Source organism: Bacillus tianshenii (assembly GCA_020524525.2).
Classification (GTDB): Bacteria; Bacillota; Bacilli; order Bacillales; family Bacillaceae_N; genus Bacillus_AV.
On the sequence record CP129018.1, the window covers coordinates 2,267,766 to 2,285,654 of the forward strand.

Genomic DNA, 17,889 nt, shown 5'->3' on the forward strand with positions numbered 1-17,889 from the left:
AGTGCCTGTGGATAACTTTGTACACATTATCCCCCTTGTATTATCAAGGCTAATACCATTTACAAACATATTACCCACAATTTATCCCCTTTACTCTGTGGATATAAGAACGATTGTTCTCTTTTTTGTTTCGTGATAAAGTATACATATCAACAAGAGATGCTTCATATATGCAGATACATCTTCAGATATACTTGTAAACATTTGCTGGAGGTGAAAGTATGCGTGCTGTAAACATGCAGAAATTATCAGATGACCTATTGATTGAATCATATTTAAAAGCGATTGAGTTACGTTTAAGCCCAGAATTTATTTTATTGATCGAACAAGAAATTGAACAGCGTTCCCTAACGAATAAAGTGAAAATTTCCTAAAAACATACGATTTATCGCAATACATTTAAACCGCTTTCCAATTTTGGAGCGGTTTTTTTATTTTTTTATCGTTTTTTGCAACATTCCTATAAATTTTTCGTATAATAAAGAGGCTTAGTCTGTTAAAAATTTCACAATATAAACTCTTTTCGAAAAAGTAAATAAATATTTGTTTTCTTTTTAAATAGGAAGAAACAGAACGAATCTTTTTATACCAACGATTCATAGCCGATTTCTGTTGAATAATAATAGGCTTTGTGCTTACAATTATAATGATGTTTTACACTTTTATTGCTATAAGAGAAAATTCAGTAGTGTTTTGAACAGTTCTTAAGACCCTAAAACTGAGCTTACTCTTTTAGCTTGCAAGATTAGAATATAAATAGAAATCAAAGAATTTTTTTATGCTTTAAAAAGGGGGAAATGTCATGCTGCATCTCGCCGTATTAGCGCCGTTATTATTCGCGGTGTTTGTACCGCTCTTGTATTCCAAAGTACGACCGTTACATACAGGCTGGTTTGTCCTCGTTGTACCAGTTACATTGTTTTCTTATTTTCTAACCTACTTCCCAACGATTCAAAATGGGGCAGCATTTAAACAGCTTGAATGGATACCATCATTAGGCATCAACTTTGACCTTTATGTCGATGGGCTAAGCTTACTATTTGCATTACTTATCACAGGTATTGGTTCACTCGTTGTACTTTATTCAATCTTTTATTTACATAAGAGTGAAAAGCTCGGACATTTCTATGTCTATCTCTTAATGTTTATGGGCGCCATGCTTGGCGTTGTTTTATCAGATAACTTGTTTGTATTATATAGCTTTTGGGAGCTGACAAGTCTATCGTCCTTCTTATTGATTGGATATTGGAATCATAAGGAACGTTCACGCTACGGTGCTCAGAAATCACTGTTAATTACTGTGTTCGGTGGACTATCCATGCTTGGGGGCTTTGTTCTTCTATCGATAACAGCTGGTTCAACAAGCATCAGGACAATTATTGAAAATGCAGATGTTGTTGTGAACAGCCCCGTATTTGCCGGAATTTTAATCCTAATTTTACTTGGCACATTCACAAAGTCAGCACAGTTTCCATTTCATATCTGGTTACCTGACGCAATGGAAGCGCCAACACCAGTTAGTGCTTATCTTCACTCCGCTACAATGGTTAAAGCAGGTATCTACTTAGTTGCACGTTTGTCATTGCTGTTTGCAGGGACAGACTTGTTCTTCCTGCTTGTCTCAGGCTTTGGCCTATTAACGTTGTGCTGGGGTTCATATATGGCTGTACGCCAAACTGATTTGAAGGCAATTCTCGCTTTTTCAACGATTAGCCAACTCGGTATGATTATGTCGATGCTTGGTTTTGGAACTGAAATTGCTGTTTTTGCGGCAGTCTTTCATATTTTTAACCACGCAACATTTAAAGGGTCTTTGTTTATGGTTGCGGGTATTGTTGACCATGAAACAGGAACACGGGATATTAGACGCCTTGGCGGTTTAATGACGTTAATGCCGATTACTGCAACACTTGCGTTATTCGGTACGTTTTCGATGGCAGGTGCACCGCTTCCTATTTTGAACGGTTTCTTAAGTAAGGAATTGTTCTTTGAATCGACTTTACACATTGCACATGAGGGTTCAAGTATTGTCGCAGCTGTTGCGCCATTCTTCCCTGTTGTTGCGATTCTTGGTAGTATCTTTACGTTTGTTTATTCAATGCTACTATTCTTTAAAACGTTTACAGGAAAAGGCGACTTAGCGCAATTGGAGAAAAAGCCGCATGAACCACCATTTGGCATGCATCTCTCTCCAATTATCCTTGTCGCATTCATTGTCGTCATTGGCTTGCTTCCAAATATCATTAACGGACCATTGATTACACCAGCGGTTAAGGCTATTCATGGGTCTGCACCACATGTTCATGTTGCATTCTGGCATGGCTTCAAGAGTGTACCACTGTTCATGTCACTTGTTGTCCTTTGCTTCGGTATATTTCTTTACTTAACACGTGAGAAATGGGCAGCAGTCTATAATATGCTCCCAGGCCCACTTAGTGCGAACAAAGTATATGACTACTCAGTTAAGAACATCTATACAGCTTCTGAGAAGATTACAAAGCTATACATGACAGGCTCACTGCGTCTGTACATGTTAATTATTCTAACTTTCTTAGTCGCCTTAACAGGGGTTGTTATGGCACTTACAGACGGATTTGCCATTTCTACAGAAGACTTAGCACCAATTAGTTGGACGGAAATTCTGATCGGGCTTACGATGATGGGGGCTGCGGTTGGTACTGTATTTGCGAATAATCGTATTACAGCGATTCTGGTATTAGGTGTCGTCGGTTATGGCCTTTCACTGCTATTTGTTATTTACCGAGCACCAGACTTAGCTTTAACACAGTTGATTGTCGAAACAGTTACGGTTGCGTTATTCCTGCTTTGCTTCTATCACTTACCGAACTTAGAGAAACGGGATAACAAATCTGCAAACAACGTTATTAACTGGATTATTTCAATTGCTGTAGGAACGATTGTGACACTTGTTGCAATCGCGTCTCATAGCTCCAAAATGTTCGAAACCATTTCAGACTATTTCGTAGAAACGTCAGTAGAACTCGGCGGCGGTCATAACATCGTAAACGTCATTCTTGTTGACATGCGTGGTCTTGATACCATGCTGGAAATTACAGTACTCGGACTTGCAGCACTTGCAATCTTTACGATGATCAAACTGCGGAAGAAAGGGGAGGCTGAATAGGGTATGGAAATTTTCATGTGTATTACAGCCGGTGTACTCTTTACAATGGGCGTATACATGCTGTTACAAAAACAAATCCTGCGCATTATTATTGGCACAGGCCTCATCTCGCATGGAGCTCATCTGCTGATTTTGACGATGGGAAAACTGAAAACAGGAGCTCCTCCCATCATCGTAGAGGGTGTTGAAAAGTATACGGACCCCTTACCACAGGCGTTAATCTTAACGTCCATTGTTATCAGCTTTGGTGTCACATCGTACTTGCTCGTTCTTGCTTATCGCACATATAAAACAAACAAAACAGATAATATGGAACAATTGAGAGGTACTGAAAATGAGTAACTTAGCCATTCTGCCAATTCTACTACCGTTTCTAACTGGTGTGCTGGCTGCATTTCTTCATAAACGATTAATTGCAGTACGCACAATTACAATTACAATGTCAATTGTCACGTTGCTAACATCTTTCTATCTGGCTACAATTATTTTTAACCAGGCACCGATTGTTCTTGAAGCAGGTGACTGGATCGCACCATTTGGGATTGTGCTTGTTGCCGACAAGCTTGCGATTACACTTGTTTTAGTAACAGACTTAATTGCGGTGGCCTGTGCCCTTTATGCATTCCGCTCACTTGATGAGGAAAAAGAACGCTTCTATTTCTATACTTTTTTCCAACTTCTTATTGCAGGTGTGAGCGGCGCATTCTTAACAGGTGACTTATTCAACTTGTTCGTATTTTTCGAAGTGCTATTAATGGCTTCATACGGTCTCATCATTCTTGGAGGCTCCAAAGAACAGCTAAGAGAATCATTGAAATATGTGTTAATCAATTTATTCTCTTCGATGCTTTTCGTTACTACTGTTGCATTTCTTTACTCTGTTATAGGAACAGTCAACATGGCTCAATTAGCGGAACGTATCGGTGAGGTTGAACAGCAAGGTATCTTAACAGCGATCTCAATTCTCTTATTCTTAGTATTTGCAACTAAAGGGGCTCTTTTCCCGCTGTATTTCTGGCTTCCAAAGTCGTATGCAGTACCAAGCCCTGTTATTTCAGCACTGTTTGGTGCTCTCTTAACAAAAGTCGGCGTATATTCGATTTTACGTGTTTTCACGTTGATTTTTATTCATAAGACAGACATTACACATGAGCTATTTGTTGTTCTCGCAGGTATTACAATGTTATTTGGTGTTATCGGGGCTCTATCTACACATAATATTAAGCTGATTGTTGCCTATAACATCATCCCTGCTGTTGGTTTTATGATGATGGGGATTGGCGTTTTCAACGAAACAGCTCTTGCTGGAACAGTGTATTACCTTGCACATGATATGATTGTTAAGGGCGCCTTGTTCTTACTTGCAGGAGCAATTATTAAAATTACTGGCACATCTGACCTTAGAAAAATGGGCGGATTAATTCACAATCATCAATTGCTTGGCTGGTTATTCTTAATAGCTTGTATAACACTTGCAGGTATTCCGCCATTCAGTGGTTTTATCGGAAAATATTTGCTGCTAACTGGTGCTATGGGTGAAGGACGATACTTCATCGTTGGAGCAGCTCTTCTATCAAGCTTATTAATTCTGTTATCGGTTATCCGCATATTCATTAATGCATTTTGGGGAGAAGTCAAACTTGAACGTCATCAAGAAAAAGGCAGTGAGAAAGGCATGGTCGCTCCAATTGCCCTACTCTTAGCATTTTCAGTCATGCTGGGCTTAGGTGCTGAATGGTTCTATCCATATATTGACCAAGTTGCAGAAGCACTTGCTGATCCGTCTATCTATATCAATACGGTGCTAAAGGAGTAATGACAATGACTTTTCAAATTGTTTTGAACATCCTTGTTGCATTTATATGGATGTTTTTGAATGAATCCTATGACTTCTCCACCTTTGTAATCGGCTACATCATTGGGATTTTTCTTTTATTCATAATGAGACGTTTTATTCCAGACTTTTTTTACATGGAAAAAGTGCTAGCCATTTTGAAGCTTATGCTTCTCTTTATTAAAGAGTTAATCTTAGCAAACTTATCTGTGCTGAAATTCGTCTATAAGCCAAATTTGAAAGAAGCGCAGCCTGGAATTTTTGCTCTTCCAACAGAGCTTAGTACGAACTGGGAGATAACATTACTTGCTAATTTAATTACATTAACTCCAGGAACATTATCTGTCGCGGTTTCTCATGACCAAACAACTATTTATATTCATGCAATGGATATTCCAGATGTTGAAGAATCCATTAACGGCATTAAAGATACGTTTGAAAAAGCAATTATGGAGGTGACAAGATAATGACGCCATATTTACATATCGTCATTGATATTTGTTCAGTCGCCACCGCTCTATCATTAGTTATGTTGTTATACCGGGCAATTAAAGGCCCGACAAGCCCAGATCGAGCTGTTGCGCTTGATACAATTGGGATTAATTTAATCGCCTTAACAGCGTTATACGCGATAAAAATTGAAACGACAAAGTTTAACGATATTATCTTGTTAATCGGTATTTTGGCCTTTATCGGAACAGTGGCCATCGCAAAATTCTTAGAAAAGGGTGTTATCATTGATCGAGATCGTCATTAGTTTCTTTCTAATAAGCGGCACCTTTTTTATTGTTTCTGGCTCCATTGGGATTCTTCGGTTTCCTGATGTGTACACAAGGTTACATGCTGCATCGAAAAGCGCGACTCTCGGTGTAGCTGGTATCTTAATTGCGGCTTTTCTTTTCTTTCTAGCTGAAGAACACGTCGTTAGCGGGAAGTTAATTCTTGGAATTATCTTTGTTCTGTTAACAGCTCCTGTTGGAGGGCATATGATTTCTAGAGCAGCCTACTTAAGTGGTGTGAAGCTTTGGGAAGGAAGCGTAAAGGACGAATTAAAAAACGTTACACCAAAAAAAAGACACGCACGGAGTTTAATACTCTGTACGTGTCTTTTTGCTTTAACGCTGACAGGTCCAGTAATAGTAGCACCCTCCACCAAGTACAAGCAGCAAAATAAGCAGGATGACAATTAACCAATAACCGCTGCCATAACCATAATACGGTGATGCAGGATAACCGTAAGGAGGATAATAAGGTGCGCCAAAACCATAACCATTAGCCATTGCACTTCTCTCCTTTAGATATTTTTACTACAGCATATGCCCTTGTAGACAAATTCGTTATGGACAAACGTCTAATTGTATAGGACTGACAATATAAAAAACGATGCTTTATTTAGCACCGTCAATTGAAGCGGAAGCGTGTAATTTGATTTGGCGAATAAGCAGCTCCTGCGTATCATCAAAAATATCTAATTCAATTCCATATATAAATGTATCAATAAACTTTTCCTGCCAAAGAACAGTGCCTTCAATCGAGAAATCTCTTTTCATCAATTCAAAATGAATCTCGATTTTTACTTCATTTTGCTTCGCATTTAAGTCTAATGGGGCTTTAATTTTCAAACCTCGTGGGCTGATATCATGAATCTTTCCTGCACCCTGTTTACTATTGTAAGGTTTATCATTTATTTGAATGATCGAAAATTTGCAATCTAAAGGGGTGCCAAATTCATAGCGAAATGCCTCGTCTCTTCGATAGATCATCATTTTCACCTCGAATACTTTAGAGATGGTGGAGATATTTATTTCTGATTATATCTTTCATTATCGTACAATCCAATGCTTTTTTATAGAAAAAGGCGAAGAAAAATTCTTCGCCTTTTCGTTTGCTATATTCGATAAATCATTTGTTGAAGGTGTGTACGTAGCTCTTTCAGCCCGACAATTTCTTCTTCCTTTGCAGGATAGAACTGCAATAGATGACCATATTCAAACGGGCGATAAACTGGTGAATGATCATCGCCAGGGAAAGCACAAACAACTGAATGGACAGGCTGGTGATTGAATTCATTTTGATTGTAGATATATTTCATGTTACCATACGCATCCATCTGTTTTGTTGCCCTCGTGTCACCATATGTCTGTGGATTAACGATATTACGAAGCGGGCTATACTTTACTTCAATAATCATCGTTTGAACAAACTTCCATGTATCACTGCCTTCTTCATACAAATCAACCCGGATATCAGGCTTTCGATGTTCACTATTTAAATAAAAATGCGTACCCTTCATTAATGCCTCTTGTGCCTTCAGCTCGATCATTTGATTATAAACTATATCAATTCGCTGACTATCTTTCGTCAATGTAACAGTAAAACCATCAGGAAGACCAGTCCCAGTAAGGGCAGTGGCAATTCGTCCTGACAAGTCTTTCTCTGGAGCAAATCCGCTCTCCATTACGGCGCGAACTGCTCCAAAGAAAACGTAGTATTCGTACAACAAATAAGATGGATGATATACAGGTACTAAAACATTGCTCGTCTGAAGCGTATGATCAAAGCATGCACGGCTTTCCCGCCACAGTTTTACAAACATTTGATAACCACTATGTCTACCGTTTAAAAGACGTGGCGGCATTTGTAAACGAATTCGGCTCCAAAAGACGTTGCTATAAACAGCTGTTAATTGTCGTTCCATCATTTCAAGCTCCGCAAGCACCTGTTCATAATCAAATAGCTGTTTCTTTTTCTTATTTAATTCATGCTCCTTCGTATACAACGCATTACGCCGGGTCAAGAGATGGCGTTCAGGCGTACGTGTATCTTCTAGCAAAAGCTCATACCTTCGTTTATATGCAGCTAGGTCTTCCTCCTGCATCAATACTTCTTCTTTTATTTCTTGAAGTGTACGATGCAAATCACGTATGCCTTGCTTTAAATCATCTATTAAGCGAAGCAAGCGAAATTTCACAAGGCGGTTTGCTTCATTATCGGTTTCTTTAACGAGACTTCGATTATAATAACGCTCTCCTCTCTTAACGCTTCCTTTTAACGTATTTTCAAAACGAGCGCTTCGGTAATCAAGCCGTTTCGGAAATGACTCTTCCGTATACACCTTGCCGATTTCAATGTGCGGATTGCTCATAATCATATGCAAGGATGAAAACAAATCCTTCCGATTATCTTGAAACCAATGTAATAGGCGCCAAAACGATGAACGGTGTAGTGGGTCAGACCGTTCTGCAAATTGCTTTTGATGCAAATAATCGACAATCAACCCTTGGAGCTGTTCATTTAATTGTTCATGAATCATCTCCATCTGCTTGCTGTTTAAGTTCTTCGGCAGAACCCGATAGCAGCTATAATACACATTGCCTTCCCAAACGATTTCGACAGGATAGACACCGCAACGCCATGGATATTCTTTACCTTTTCCATTTTCGAAAAGCTTTACTTCTGAAGTGTCCTGGTTCAAAGCATACCAAGACTGCGGGTCATCCCCATTTGATATACGATATAAACAGCCCCAATAGATTCTGACAGACGCATTCGCTTCTGTCTCAAGAATAAGCGTCAAATCAGTCAGCTCTGGAATGGAGATTTCATGCTTTGTTAGTTCTTCACGTCGTTCAGTAAATGAGAGTGTCTTCGTCTCATACCCAGCTTTCACATAAAGTTGAAAAGGCAATAATGCTGATACTGAATCAGTGGACGGGCTCTCCGGCACTGCATTAATTTGCAAACCCATACACACTCAACTCTTTTCGTTTCTGTTCGAGAACTTTAATTGTTTCAGAGAAATCAGAGACCTTCTGTGCTTCTTCGTTTTTCAAATACGTAATTAATGTGCCATCCATTGCTTCATTTCCGACAAGCGGTCCGACAAATGCTTCTAAACCTTTAATCTTTGTTGTAATTCGCTGCTTTACTTGAAGGTCAAATGCTCGTCTTCTTGAAATCAGCATCTCACCGTCTTCATTAACAGGAATATTTGAAATATATTTTGCAATCGCACTGACGACACGGAACGATATACCTTTTTGGTAATCTTGTTCATTTAGAATACGATTCATTTGATCAAGCACTTTCAACTCTTCTCGTGAAAGCTTGTTCAAACCTACCTTATCCTGAACCCAGTCCTCTCGCATTTGTTCGTACTCAATGACCATGAAGTCTGATTCTGTTTCATCAGTTGTTTGCTGCTGCATCACTTCCCACGCTTGTTCAAATGAAATCTTACGCGGGGTTATCACGTTCGTCCGATCAAGCAGACGGTCTGAAAATGCCTTCGTCGTTTCATCAAAGTTTACCGTACCGATAAAAAGGACATTATCACGAATCGTAACAGAATGATGATAGCCATTGACACAGTGACTGTTTTTATTAAAGAGTGCAAGGCGACGCTGATCGAGCGGCAATTCAAGCAATGTAATAAATGGACTAAACCAATACTCCACCTGTGATAAGTTCATCTCTTCAAAAATCACCATATACATCTTGTCTGGATGACGTTCTGCTTCAACCAATAAGCTTGTTAAGCCTGTTTCGCTTTCATGGAAGACTCCTGTCGTCGGATTTAAATAACCCAAAATATCATTCGGCTCATTGTAGGAAGGATAGACCGGCACGGTTAATAGCTGCTTACCAGGCTCCAGCCCCATTGTTTCTCCGTACAATTGCGCAAGCTGTGACTTCCCTGTTCCAGCCATTCCACCGAGAATGGTAATGCTGTTTGTTTTCACACTCGTATGAAACGAATATAAATCTTCTGTATTGTAGAATAAATTTCTCTTGGCAGCCCTTTCATTTAATAACTGCAAAAATTGCATTTCACTTTCTACAAACGTGTGGGCTTCAGGGAGAATCTTCTCTGTAACAAATGATATACTTGGTTCTTTAGAAAACGGCTCTACCACACGAATCTCTTCTGTTTTCTTACTTAGGCGCTTTGCTCGTTCTTTTACAATTGCTTTGAGGTCGTCCAAGCTTTCTTGTGGGATGAAATAGAGCTGATCATTAATTCTTGCATGAACGAACTTACGTAATTCAGGTACGTCCGCATAAATAATCTCTTCTTCTGTTTTCTTCTGTGTATAGGTTGTTGGGTTTTGCGTAGGACTTATGGAAATATTCGCATAAATAGTTTGGTGGTGAACGAGAAATTCAGGTGATGCAAACATATTCGGATAGCAAGGTAAGACGAAAGGACGGTTCTGTGCCAGTAATTTTGTTTCAAAATCTTCTTTTCGTTCTGCTGGCTTCAACTCTGGTCCTGGGATGGCAATATATGATTTGGCAGGCTGTAATTCTTCTTCAATATCTTCAAATTCAACATAGATATGATCTCTCGCTTGATTTACCCGAAGACGGAAAATAATTAACTTCCCTTTCAGAAATTCTTCTACTTTTTCGATCTTATCTACGTAATGAACACGTCGGTAATTCATCCATTCATCTAATTTTCGAACATTGTTATCACTTTTTGTTCCCCCGGTTAGTATGTTATTTTGATAGGTAAAATGCTCTTTGATCTCGTCTGGAATCGGACTTAGACATCGAATATAAAAATTCAAATCTTCATCAAGCTCATTAAATCGTTTCACAGGACTATCAAGCATCGTATACTTTAATTCATCAGGAGTCGCAAGTCTTCCGAGAAAGTAAGCGGAGGCCTCTAATTGTTTGTGCAACTGAAAAGGTATAATTGTCTCAAGCTTCATATTTCCATTCCCCTTCTAAGTAATATGCGATCTTTCGGACTACGGCTTGCTCATTGCCGTTAATAAAACATGTAAATGGAGACACTTGTCGCGCGACGTCTTCTAATTCAAACTGCTTCGATGTTGATAATCCTGTTGTATGAATAAATAATAGCTGGTCGCGATATTTGTCTTGCGCCTGCAAGAAGTGCTCGATGGGAACAATTTGCTCATCAAGCATGTACCCTGAAAACCTATCTGCCTCATAATCCGTCACAAGCCACACAGCTTCTCCGTAAAACAGCGGTTCATGGGTGCTTGTTTGTTTCGTATGCTCCACTTCTTCTAATTCTTTTTTCAATGCTGCAAACTCTGCTTTATAATATGCATGTAATTGACTTAATTCCTTCTGCTTAGATTGCTTGTCCTCCTGCAATGTTTCAATTGTTTCATTCAAATCATTAATTGTTTGCTCGTATTCATTTTTCAATGCAAAGGTTTCTTTCTTCTTCTTATCTAATGCTGCAGCCAAATCGTGACTGCGGTCTTGTTCTTTCGTTAGTTGTTCTTGCAGTTCTGCTTTCTCTTTTTCGTGTAACGTAAGTTTGTCTTGGATGGTTTCAAGACGTGTCAGTAAGGATGCATTTAATACCTTTTGTAAGTACATCTGTTCAATTATCGGCCACTCTCTCCACTCATCGACTGAACGTAAAATAAATTGAATATTCTCACTGCTCTCTGCATGACCAGCCCTTTGCAGCCATTCCTCTAAGCTACATTGTTCAAGATTGATGTGAATTTCTTCACTTGCTACTAATGATTGAGCTAATGCTTCAGACAACTCCTCAGCTTCTGTTGCTAATACGTAAAGCCAGTCTTCACGACTGCCTTGTTTATCAATTAGTTTATGAAATAACGGTTTACCTGCTTTCACATTGTCTCTCATCTTCTCTATGTGTTCGTCATACCAATTTGGTAATCCATAATAGGTTAAGATGAGACATTCAGCTGTGCTTAACGTCTCGTCTTGCATCACTTTCAATAAAAACTGTTGGTCATCTAATTCTGTATATTTTTCACGCTCATTTTCATAGTATTTTTTAAAGCCATTTTCTAATTGGAAAAATTGCTTCTTTGCCCGCCTAATTTTCATTTGTAAGCTCGTCACAGGTGCGTTTTCTATCTTTTTATTAAACCCTCTAATCTGCAGTCCTAAAGTTTTCGTTACACCTGCAAGCTCTTCCTTCGTCCATACATCTAGCAGCACCTCTAGCAATGTTTCAAACTCTCGCACATTTTTCTGTTGTAATTGTGCTGTCGACATTTCACGTCCCCCTTCATTCCCTTTTCGTAGAACACTCTACTAGTTAAAATTTAACACAACTGGGAGCCTATTTGTGTCCAAATATCGAAAACATTCTTGAACGTTTCGGGTGATCGAAAAAATGAGAAGCCCGCAGGCTCCTCATCTTTGTTCTTAATAGGCATCTTTTACAAGCTTCACAACTTCTGTCTGTTTCTCTCCATTTCGATAGAATGTTACTTTCATGCTCTCCCCGATCTTTTTCTTCGTATATAAGAATTTTCTCAAGTCCATATCATCCTTAATACTTTGTCCGTCTAGAGAAACAAGTACATCATATTTTTTCAAATTCGCTTTATCAGCTGGGGAACCAGGAACGACTTCTAATACAGCTACGCCATCCTTCACACCTTCTGGGAGCTTTAATGTTTCTTGCCAATGATACTGCGGGATATCTGATAGGGCTTGTAGTGCCACACCGATATAAGGTCTTTCTACTTCATGATGGATTTCCAAATCTTCAATAATCGGTTTTACTGCCGATGAAGGGATAGCAAGTCCAATTCCTTCTACAGATGTTTTGGAAATTTTCATCGAATTAATCCCGACAATTTGTCCTTTCATATTAACTAAAGCACCGCCACTGTTCCCAGGATTAATCGCCGCATCGGTTTGAATGACCTCTGACTGCCAATCAGGCTTTCCGTCGCCATTTAGATCAACTGGAATATCGCGATTTAAGCCACTAATAATCCCTTGTGTTACAGAGCCTGCAAATCTTTGACCTAACGGGTTGCCAATTGCAATAACAGGCTCCCCTAATTGTAAATTTTCAGAACCTCCAAGCTCCGCTACTGTCTTAACATGCTTTCCATCAATTTGCAGAACCGCTAAATCTGTCAGTGGATCAGTTCCGATAATTTTCGCTGATTCCTTCGTTCCATCAGTTAAGGTTACTTCCACACTTTCGGAGTCCTCAACAACATGATTATTCGTTACAATGTATGCCTTGCCATCAGCTTTCTTATAAATAACGCCAGACCCTGTCCCTGCCTGAGCCTGTTCTTCACCAAACATTGCTACACGCTGCATACTATTCACACTTACAACCGCATCGGAAACCTTCTCAACCGCTCCTTGAACATCACTTTGATTGTTTTCTATCTTTGCCTCAGATGAATTGACTGCCCTGTTATCATCATCTTTCGCAAATATGACCGAACCTTGTCCAACCGTAAGCCAAATCACAAAAAATAAACTCGTTATCATTGAACCGACAACTCCGCCGAACACAGAATACTTTATCCACTTAGAAGATGATTTCTTCTTTGACACATGTTGATCATAATAACCCATTACGAACTCCTCCTTGTTGGGTTTCTTCTCATTGAGCTGGTGCTATTTCCGCATTACTCATTTTGAATAGCTTTAATTTAGCAACTGAATGTGTCAGGAATATGTCAACGAAGAAAAATTTTCTTTTCCCATAGGACACGCACAAATACCTATATCCCTTCATATGATAGGTAAAGCAAACTCTTGTGGAGGTGAGGCTGTGTCGGGATTATTGATTGCGATTTCACACCTTGTGAAGGATGTCTGGTTCTTCGTCTCATATGTCAAAAACAATGCCTTCCCAAAACCACTGCCAGAAAAAGAAGAACAGAAATGCATTAAGCTGATGGCAGAAGGCGACAAGGAAGCACGCGACAAGCTGATTGAACATAACCTGCGGCTTGTGGCACATATTGTGAAGAAGTTCGAGAACACGAATGAAGATTCCGAGGATTTGATTTCAATTGGAACAATCGGTCTGATCAAAGCAATTGAAAGCTATTCGGTTGGCAAAGGAACGAAGCTTGCCACATATGCAGCTCGCTGTATCGAAAACGAGATTCTTATGCATTTACGCTCTTTGAAAAAAACAAGAAAAGATATTTCCTTGCACGATCCAATTGGCCAGGATAAGGAAGGTAATGAAATATCCCTTATAGACATATTAAAATCTGAAAATGATGATGTGATTGAACTAATCCAGCAAACACTTGAACTTGAGAAAGTTGCGAAGTATATTCATATTTTAGATGAACGGGAAAAAGAAGTGATTATCGGACGATTCGGTCTGCAGCAAGGTGATGAAAAAACCCAGAGAGAAATCGCCAAAGAATTAGGCATTTCACGCAGCTACGTCTCCAGAATCGAAAAGCGAGCGTTAATGAAGCTATTTCATGAATTTTATCGCAATGAGCAGAAGAAGCGACGGAAAACAAAGACATAAAGAAATGCGGTCCTCCACTTTATTGGAGGCCGCATTTTTATTGTGCTTCATTTTTTGGTTTATTTTGAACAGGTACCGCGTTGACATACTGTTCGAGTGTAATGTTTTGTGAATGGATTTGCTTTGCTGCTTCTACTCCTACATAACGGAGGTGCCATGGCTCATATTGATAGCCTGTGATTTGTTCTTTCCCTTTTGGATAGCGGATAATGAAACCGTATTTGTACGCATTATTCTTCAGCCATGTACCTTCTTTCGTTTCTTCAAATGATTGAGTGAGCTTATAGTTCATCTCTGGACTTGTAACATCAATTGCAAGACCTGTCTGATGCTCACTTTGACCTGGTAATGCCACGGCTTCATTTGCTTTCTCTTTGCCAACTCGGTTTACTTGCGCTTGATAGATTTGGTTTTGGCGATCATATGAACGATAGCCAGAAGCTGCGACTAGGTTTAAGCTCTGCTGTTTTGCACCAGCAAACAACGTTTCCAATGCTTTCGCTGCATTCTTTTGCATATGTTTCTTTGGCAACGCTTCTTCAAAATAAAAAGGGACATTTGGAATAACAAGCTCTGGCTTATAGTCTGATGGCAGGAAATTTGTTTTATTAACGAGCACTTGTAAGTTTGTCGGGTTTGTAATGACTTGCTTGCCATTCACTGACTTCACATATGTTGGGACCGCTTCTTGTTGTTCGTCCAGTTCTTGTTGCGGCTTTTTTTCTGGTTGTGTTTGTTCTTTGCTATCTTGTTTTGCGTTATCTTGCTCTGGCTTCTCTTCTGGTTGTTCTGTTGACTGTTGCTCTTGTTTGTTTGACTCTTTATCTACAGATTCTTGATCTGCTTCATCTGATTGATTCGGCTGTTGTTCTTGTTGTTGCTGGCTTTGGTCTTCATATGGCTGATCTGTTTCTAAGCTTGCACAGCCGGCGGTAAAGGTAAGTGATAATGCGGCAAGTATATAAAAAATTCTCTTTGTCTTCACGGTAACATCTCCTGCTGTTAGATTACGGTTCTTTCTTTTAACATACTAACGAACATTCTTAATGAAGACAATATATAAAAATCCTCTTCCTTCATATATAGAAGGAAGAGGATACATAACAAGGGCCCTTGTTTGTCTTAAGGGAGTCAATTCTATGGAGTGTGAAAATTCTTAGACAGATTCTACTTCGTTTGTTTTGCTAACGATTGCAATAATCTCGTCTGCCACATCATTTGCAAGTGACAAGTGTGAAGTGAAACCTACGCACGAGCAGTTCATTTCACCAAGCACATAGCAATCATTACCATCAGCATCTGTGTCAAGAATGAAGTCCGCAGTCCAAATTAGTGGAAGATCATAGCCTCCAAGCTTTGTAGTGATGGACTCTAAGCTGCCGATAAATAAATCCATCAAGTCTTTCCAATCTTCAGGCTTGTCATAGCGATATTGCGCACCTGAGAATAATGTTGCTGAGAATGCGTCTGCACCTTCTGCAGGTTTCTTATGCACGACATTCATCGGCTTATCATTAATCATAAAGATGCGAATTTCTCCTTCTTTAATACGTGGCATAAATGGCATATCAACAAGCATACCATTATCTCCAATAATGTACTGTTCACAGAAAGTCATGAATTCACCAAGTTCACGTTCTTCAACATGGTTATCCTTTGCTTCTGTACATTTAATCTTTGCATCTAATTTGACACTGCCGTTCTCATCAATTGCATCTTTATCCTGCAGCACAACACGCCAAATTCCTTCGCCAGTCGAGCCACGGTTTTGCTTCAGTACACGTTCACCATTAGCAATTTGTTTCGGGAAATTCTCCTTGAATTCTTCAATACTATAATATGCAAACGTATCTGTTGGCACTAAATCTGTATCACGAAGTTTTACGAGTGCATCTTTCGCACCGTAATTCGTCATTGCATCAGGATGTGCCATACCGATTACGCCGTTATCTGCAAGCTTACGAAGCATTTCAAAATATGCTTTCTCACTTTTCAGATTACCAGGGTTAACCCGACTTACATATGCGTCAGCTGTTTTGAAAACGTGTTCAAAAATTTCATCCTTCTTCTCATCCGAGTAGAAGATAACCTCTGCATCCCAATCACGCTCTTTAAGCGCGTTCACCATTGGCATAGTATCAGGTCTGTAACCGTCCGGGCCCTTGTCTGTACCTTCACGGACTTCAAAGAAAACGACTTTCTTCTTCAAATCTTCCACACTCCCTAATTATATATTTGATATTTGTTCAAGTATGAACAAATTAATCAACAAAACTATAACAATATTTAAAATATTTAACTTATAAATACATCTTACAACACAATTGTTAAGTTAATCTATAATAATTATGACAAAATTATGGATTTTATGTAATTGTTTTGTAAATATGTGAATTATAATAACTATCTATATTGTTAAAATAATCACAAATAGGTAATTATAACTATATAATCAATTCGTTAATATAAAACGTAATAATTCTTGTTTGCAAATCAGAACAATTACGATATAATAAGCAAGGACTTCATTTTAAGATGGCATAACGAGATAATATAAGAGGAGGTTTTACATATGAAAAATTGGACATTTTCTATTTTTGTTCTTATTTTGCTACTAGGTTCTATTCTTAGCGGATGCAGCGGACAACAAACAGATGAAGCTGTGCAAGCTGATGATGAACAGGGAAAGGAAAAATTAACGATTTATACAACGTTATTCCCGCTCCAAGATTTCGCGCAAAAAATTGGCGGTGAGCACGTCGAAGTGGACTCACTTATTCCAGCAGGTGCAGATGCTCATACCTACGAGCCAACAACTAAAATGATGATGAAACTAGCTGAAGCAGACCTATTCATCTATAACGGTGCTGGCATGGAATCCTATGCAGAATCAATGGCTGAATCCTTACAAGCTGAGAACGTCAAAATTTTAGAAGCTTCAAAAGAAATTGATTTAAAAGAACATGTTCACGCAGACGGGCATGAGGAAGATGCTCACTCTGAAGACGAAGCACATACTGAAGATGAACACGGGCATGAGGAAGACACTCACTCTGAAGACGAACACGGACATGAACACGGTGATAAAGATCCGCACGTATGGCTTGATCCAACGCTAGCTATTCAACTTGCAGAAAATATAAAAGAAGAATTAGTAAGCTTAAAGCCTGAAGAGGAAAAAGCATTTAATCAAAACTTTGAACAATTAAAAACAGACCTTCAAGCACTTGATCATGATTTTCATGATGTAGTAGAGAGCGCAAAGAACCCAAAAATCCTTGTTTCTCATGCTGCTTATGGCTACTGGGAACAAGCATATGGTTTAGAGCAAATTAGTATTGCTGGTCTCTCACCATCAAATGAGCCATCACAAAAAGAGCTTGAAAAAATTATTCATATTGCAGAAGAAAATCAAATTAAATACGTTATTTTCGAACAAAACGTTAAACCAAAAGTAGCAGATATTATTAAGAATGAGTTAAACGCAGATACTCTTCAACTTCATAACCTCTCTGTACGCACAGAAGAAGAGGTTAAAACCGATGAAGATTATTTCAGTCTTATGAAACAAAATATTGAAACATTAAAAACAGCTCTTAACTAGTTATAAAAGACCCAGCTGCCATTTCA

At 38.9% G+C, this 17,889-nt stretch carries 15 protein-coding genes and 1 pseudogene; 9 read left to right on the forward strand and 7 right to left on the reverse strand.

The genetic code is table 11. The features are described from left to right. The first annotated feature begins 236 nt into the window (after positions 1-236). The 7 genes and pseudogenes from LC040_11500 (at position 237) to mnhG (ending at position 6,028) form a co-directional block, all read left to right on the forward strand. Positions 237-374: a sporulation histidine kinase inhibitor Sda gene (locus LC040_11500; protein WLR53274.1), complete on the forward strand. Its 138-nt coding sequence runs from the start codon at positions 237-239 to the stop codon at positions 372-374. A gap of 431 nt (positions 375-805) precedes the next feature. Next, positions 806-3,145: a Na+/H+ antiporter subunit A gene (locus tag LC040_11505; protein ID WLR53275.1), complete on the forward strand. Its 2,340-nt coding sequence runs from the start codon at positions 806-808 to the stop codon at positions 3,143-3,145. A gap of 3 nt (positions 3,146-3,148) precedes the next feature. Next, on the forward strand, positions 3,149-3,487 hold the full coding sequence (locus LC040_11510; GenBank protein ID WLR49919.1) for a Na(+)/H(+) antiporter subunit C: 339 nt from the start codon (positions 3,149-3,151) through the stop codon (positions 3,485-3,487). Beyond that, positions 3,480-4,961: a Na+/H+ antiporter subunit D gene (locus LC040_11515; protein ID WLR49920.1), complete on the forward strand. Its 1,482-nt coding sequence runs from the start codon at positions 3,480-3,482 to the stop codon at positions 4,959-4,961. Before LC040_11510 ends, LC040_11515 begins: the two co-directional genes overlap by 8 nt. 5 nt (positions 4,962-4,966) lie before the next feature. Continuing rightward, entirely contained in the window at positions 4,967-5,446 is a 480-nt protein-coding gene (locus LC040_11520; GenBank protein WLR49921.1) for a Na+/H+ antiporter subunit E, read from the forward strand. Further along, positions 5,446-5,736 (forward strand): Na(+)/H(+) antiporter subunit F1, encoded by a 291-nt coding sequence (locus LC040_11525; GenBank protein WLR49922.1) that lies wholly within the window; start codon positions 5,446-5,448, stop codon positions 5,734-5,736. The genes LC040_11520 and LC040_11525 overlap by 1 nt, the downstream gene beginning before the upstream one ends. Beyond that, a pseudogene (gene mnhG / locus LC040_11530) lies at positions 5,708-6,028 on the forward strand (monovalent cation/H(+) antiporter subunit G). Before LC040_11525 ends, mnhG begins: the two are co-directional and overlap by 29 nt. Before the next feature lie 339 nt (positions 6,029-6,367). Here mnhG and LC040_11535 read toward each other — a convergent pair. The 5 genes from LC040_11535 to LC040_11555 all read right to left on the reverse strand — a co-directional run bounded on the left by LC040_11535 (position 6,368) and on the right by LC040_11555 (position 13,337). Continuing rightward, entirely contained in the window at positions 6,368-6,745 is a 378-nt protein-coding gene (locus LC040_11535; GenBank protein ID WLR49923.1) for a PilZ domain-containing protein, read from the reverse strand. Positions 6,746-6,867: 122 nt separating this feature from the next. Beyond that, complete coding sequence (locus LC040_11540; protein WLR49924.1) at positions 6,868-8,727, reverse strand: DUF2357 domain-containing protein; 1,860 nt, start codon at positions 8,725-8,727, stop codon at positions 6,868-6,870. Further along, the gene (locus LC040_11545) at positions 8,711-10,699 is read right to left on the reverse strand and encodes a hypothetical protein (protein ID WLR49925.1); all 1,989 of its coding nucleotides are present in this window, start codon (positions 10,697-10,699) and stop codon (positions 8,711-8,713) included. The genes LC040_11540 and LC040_11545 overlap by 17 nt, the downstream gene beginning before the upstream one ends. Next, positions 10,689-12,002, reverse strand: a complete 1,314-nt coding sequence (locus LC040_11550) for a hypothetical protein (GenBank protein ID WLR49926.1) — start codon at positions 12,000-12,002, stop codon at positions 10,689-10,691. The genes LC040_11545 and LC040_11550 overlap by 11 nt, the downstream gene beginning before the upstream one ends. Before the next feature lie 153 nt (positions 12,003-12,155). Then, positions 12,156-13,337 carry a trypsin-like peptidase domain-containing protein gene (locus LC040_11555; GenBank protein ID WLR49927.1) on the reverse strand — a complete coding sequence of 394 codons (1,182 nt, stop codon included), beginning with the start codon at positions 13,335-13,337 and terminating at the stop codon, positions 12,156-12,158. 199 nt (positions 13,338-13,536) lie between these two features. Here LC040_11555 and sigK point away from each other — a divergent pair, with 199 nt between their 5' ends. After that, complete coding sequence (sigK, locus tag LC040_11560) at positions 13,537-14,259, forward strand: RNA polymerase sporulation sigma factor SigK (protein WLR49928.1); 723 nt, start codon at positions 13,537-13,539, stop codon at positions 14,257-14,259. Positions 14,260-14,296: 37 nt separating this feature from the next. On the opposite strand, the gene LC040_11565 is transcribed toward sigK, so the two are convergent. Together LC040_11565 and LC040_11570 are read right to left on the reverse strand one after the other, a co-directional pair. Then, entirely contained in the window at positions 14,297-15,244 is a 948-nt protein-coding gene (locus LC040_11565; GenBank protein WLR49929.1) for a M15 family metallopeptidase, read from the reverse strand. A gap of 171 nt (positions 15,245-15,415) precedes the next feature. After that, positions 15,416-16,468: a Cj0069 family protein gene (locus LC040_11570; protein WLR49930.1), complete on the reverse strand. Its 1,053-nt coding sequence runs from the start codon at positions 16,466-16,468 to the stop codon at positions 15,416-15,418. Positions 16,469-16,831: 363 nt separating this feature from the next. Here LC040_11570 and LC040_11575 point away from each other — a divergent pair, with 363 nt between their 5' ends. Next, positions 16,832-17,863, forward strand: a complete 1,032-nt coding sequence (locus LC040_11575; protein WLR49931.1) for a zinc ABC transporter substrate-binding protein — start codon at positions 16,832-16,834, stop codon at positions 17,861-17,863. The last annotated feature ends 26 nt before the right edge of the window (positions 17,864-17,889 follow it).

Excerpts from the sequence above, each read along its gene's own strand:
- LC040_11535 (WLR49923.1), bottom strand. The coding sequence starts at position 6,745 with ATGATGATCTATCGAAGAGACGAGGCATTTCGCTATGAATTTGGCACC.
- LC040_11575 (WLR49931.1), top strand. The coding sequence starts at position 16,832 with ATGAAAAATTGGACATTTTCTATTTTTGTTCTTATTTTGCTACTAGGT.
- LC040_11520 (WLR49921.1), top strand. The coding sequence starts at position 4,967 with ATGACTTTTCAAATTGTTTTGAACATCCTTGTTGCATTTATATGGATG.
- LC040_11550 (WLR49926.1), bottom strand. The coding sequence starts at position 12,002 with ATGTCGACAGCACAATTACAACAGAAAAATGTGCGAGAGTTTGAAACA.
- LC040_11515 (WLR49920.1), top strand. The coding sequence starts at position 3,480 with ATGAGTAACTTAGCCATTCTGCCAATTCTACTACCGTTTCTAACTGGT.
- LC040_11500 (WLR53274.1), top strand. The coding sequence starts at position 237 with ATGCAGAAATTATCAGATGACCTATTGATTGAATCATATTTAAAAGCG.
- LC040_11540 (WLR49924.1), bottom strand. The coding sequence starts at position 8,727 with ATGGGTTTGCAAATTAATGCAGTGCCGGAGAGCCCGTCCACTGATTCA.
- LC040_11510 (WLR49919.1), top strand. The coding sequence starts at position 3,149 with ATGGAAATTTTCATGTGTATTACAGCCGGTGTACTCTTTACAATGGGC.
- LC040_11555 (WLR49927.1), bottom strand. The coding sequence starts at position 13,337 with ATGGGTTATTATGATCAACATGTGTCAAAGAAGAAATCATCTTCTAAG.
- LC040_11525 (WLR49922.1), top strand. The coding sequence starts at position 5,446 with ATGACGCCATATTTACATATCGTCATTGATATTTGTTCAGTCGCCACC.
- LC040_11545 (WLR49925.1), bottom strand. The coding sequence starts at position 10,699 with ATGAAGCTTGAGACAATTATACCTTTTCAGTTGCACAAACAATTAGAG.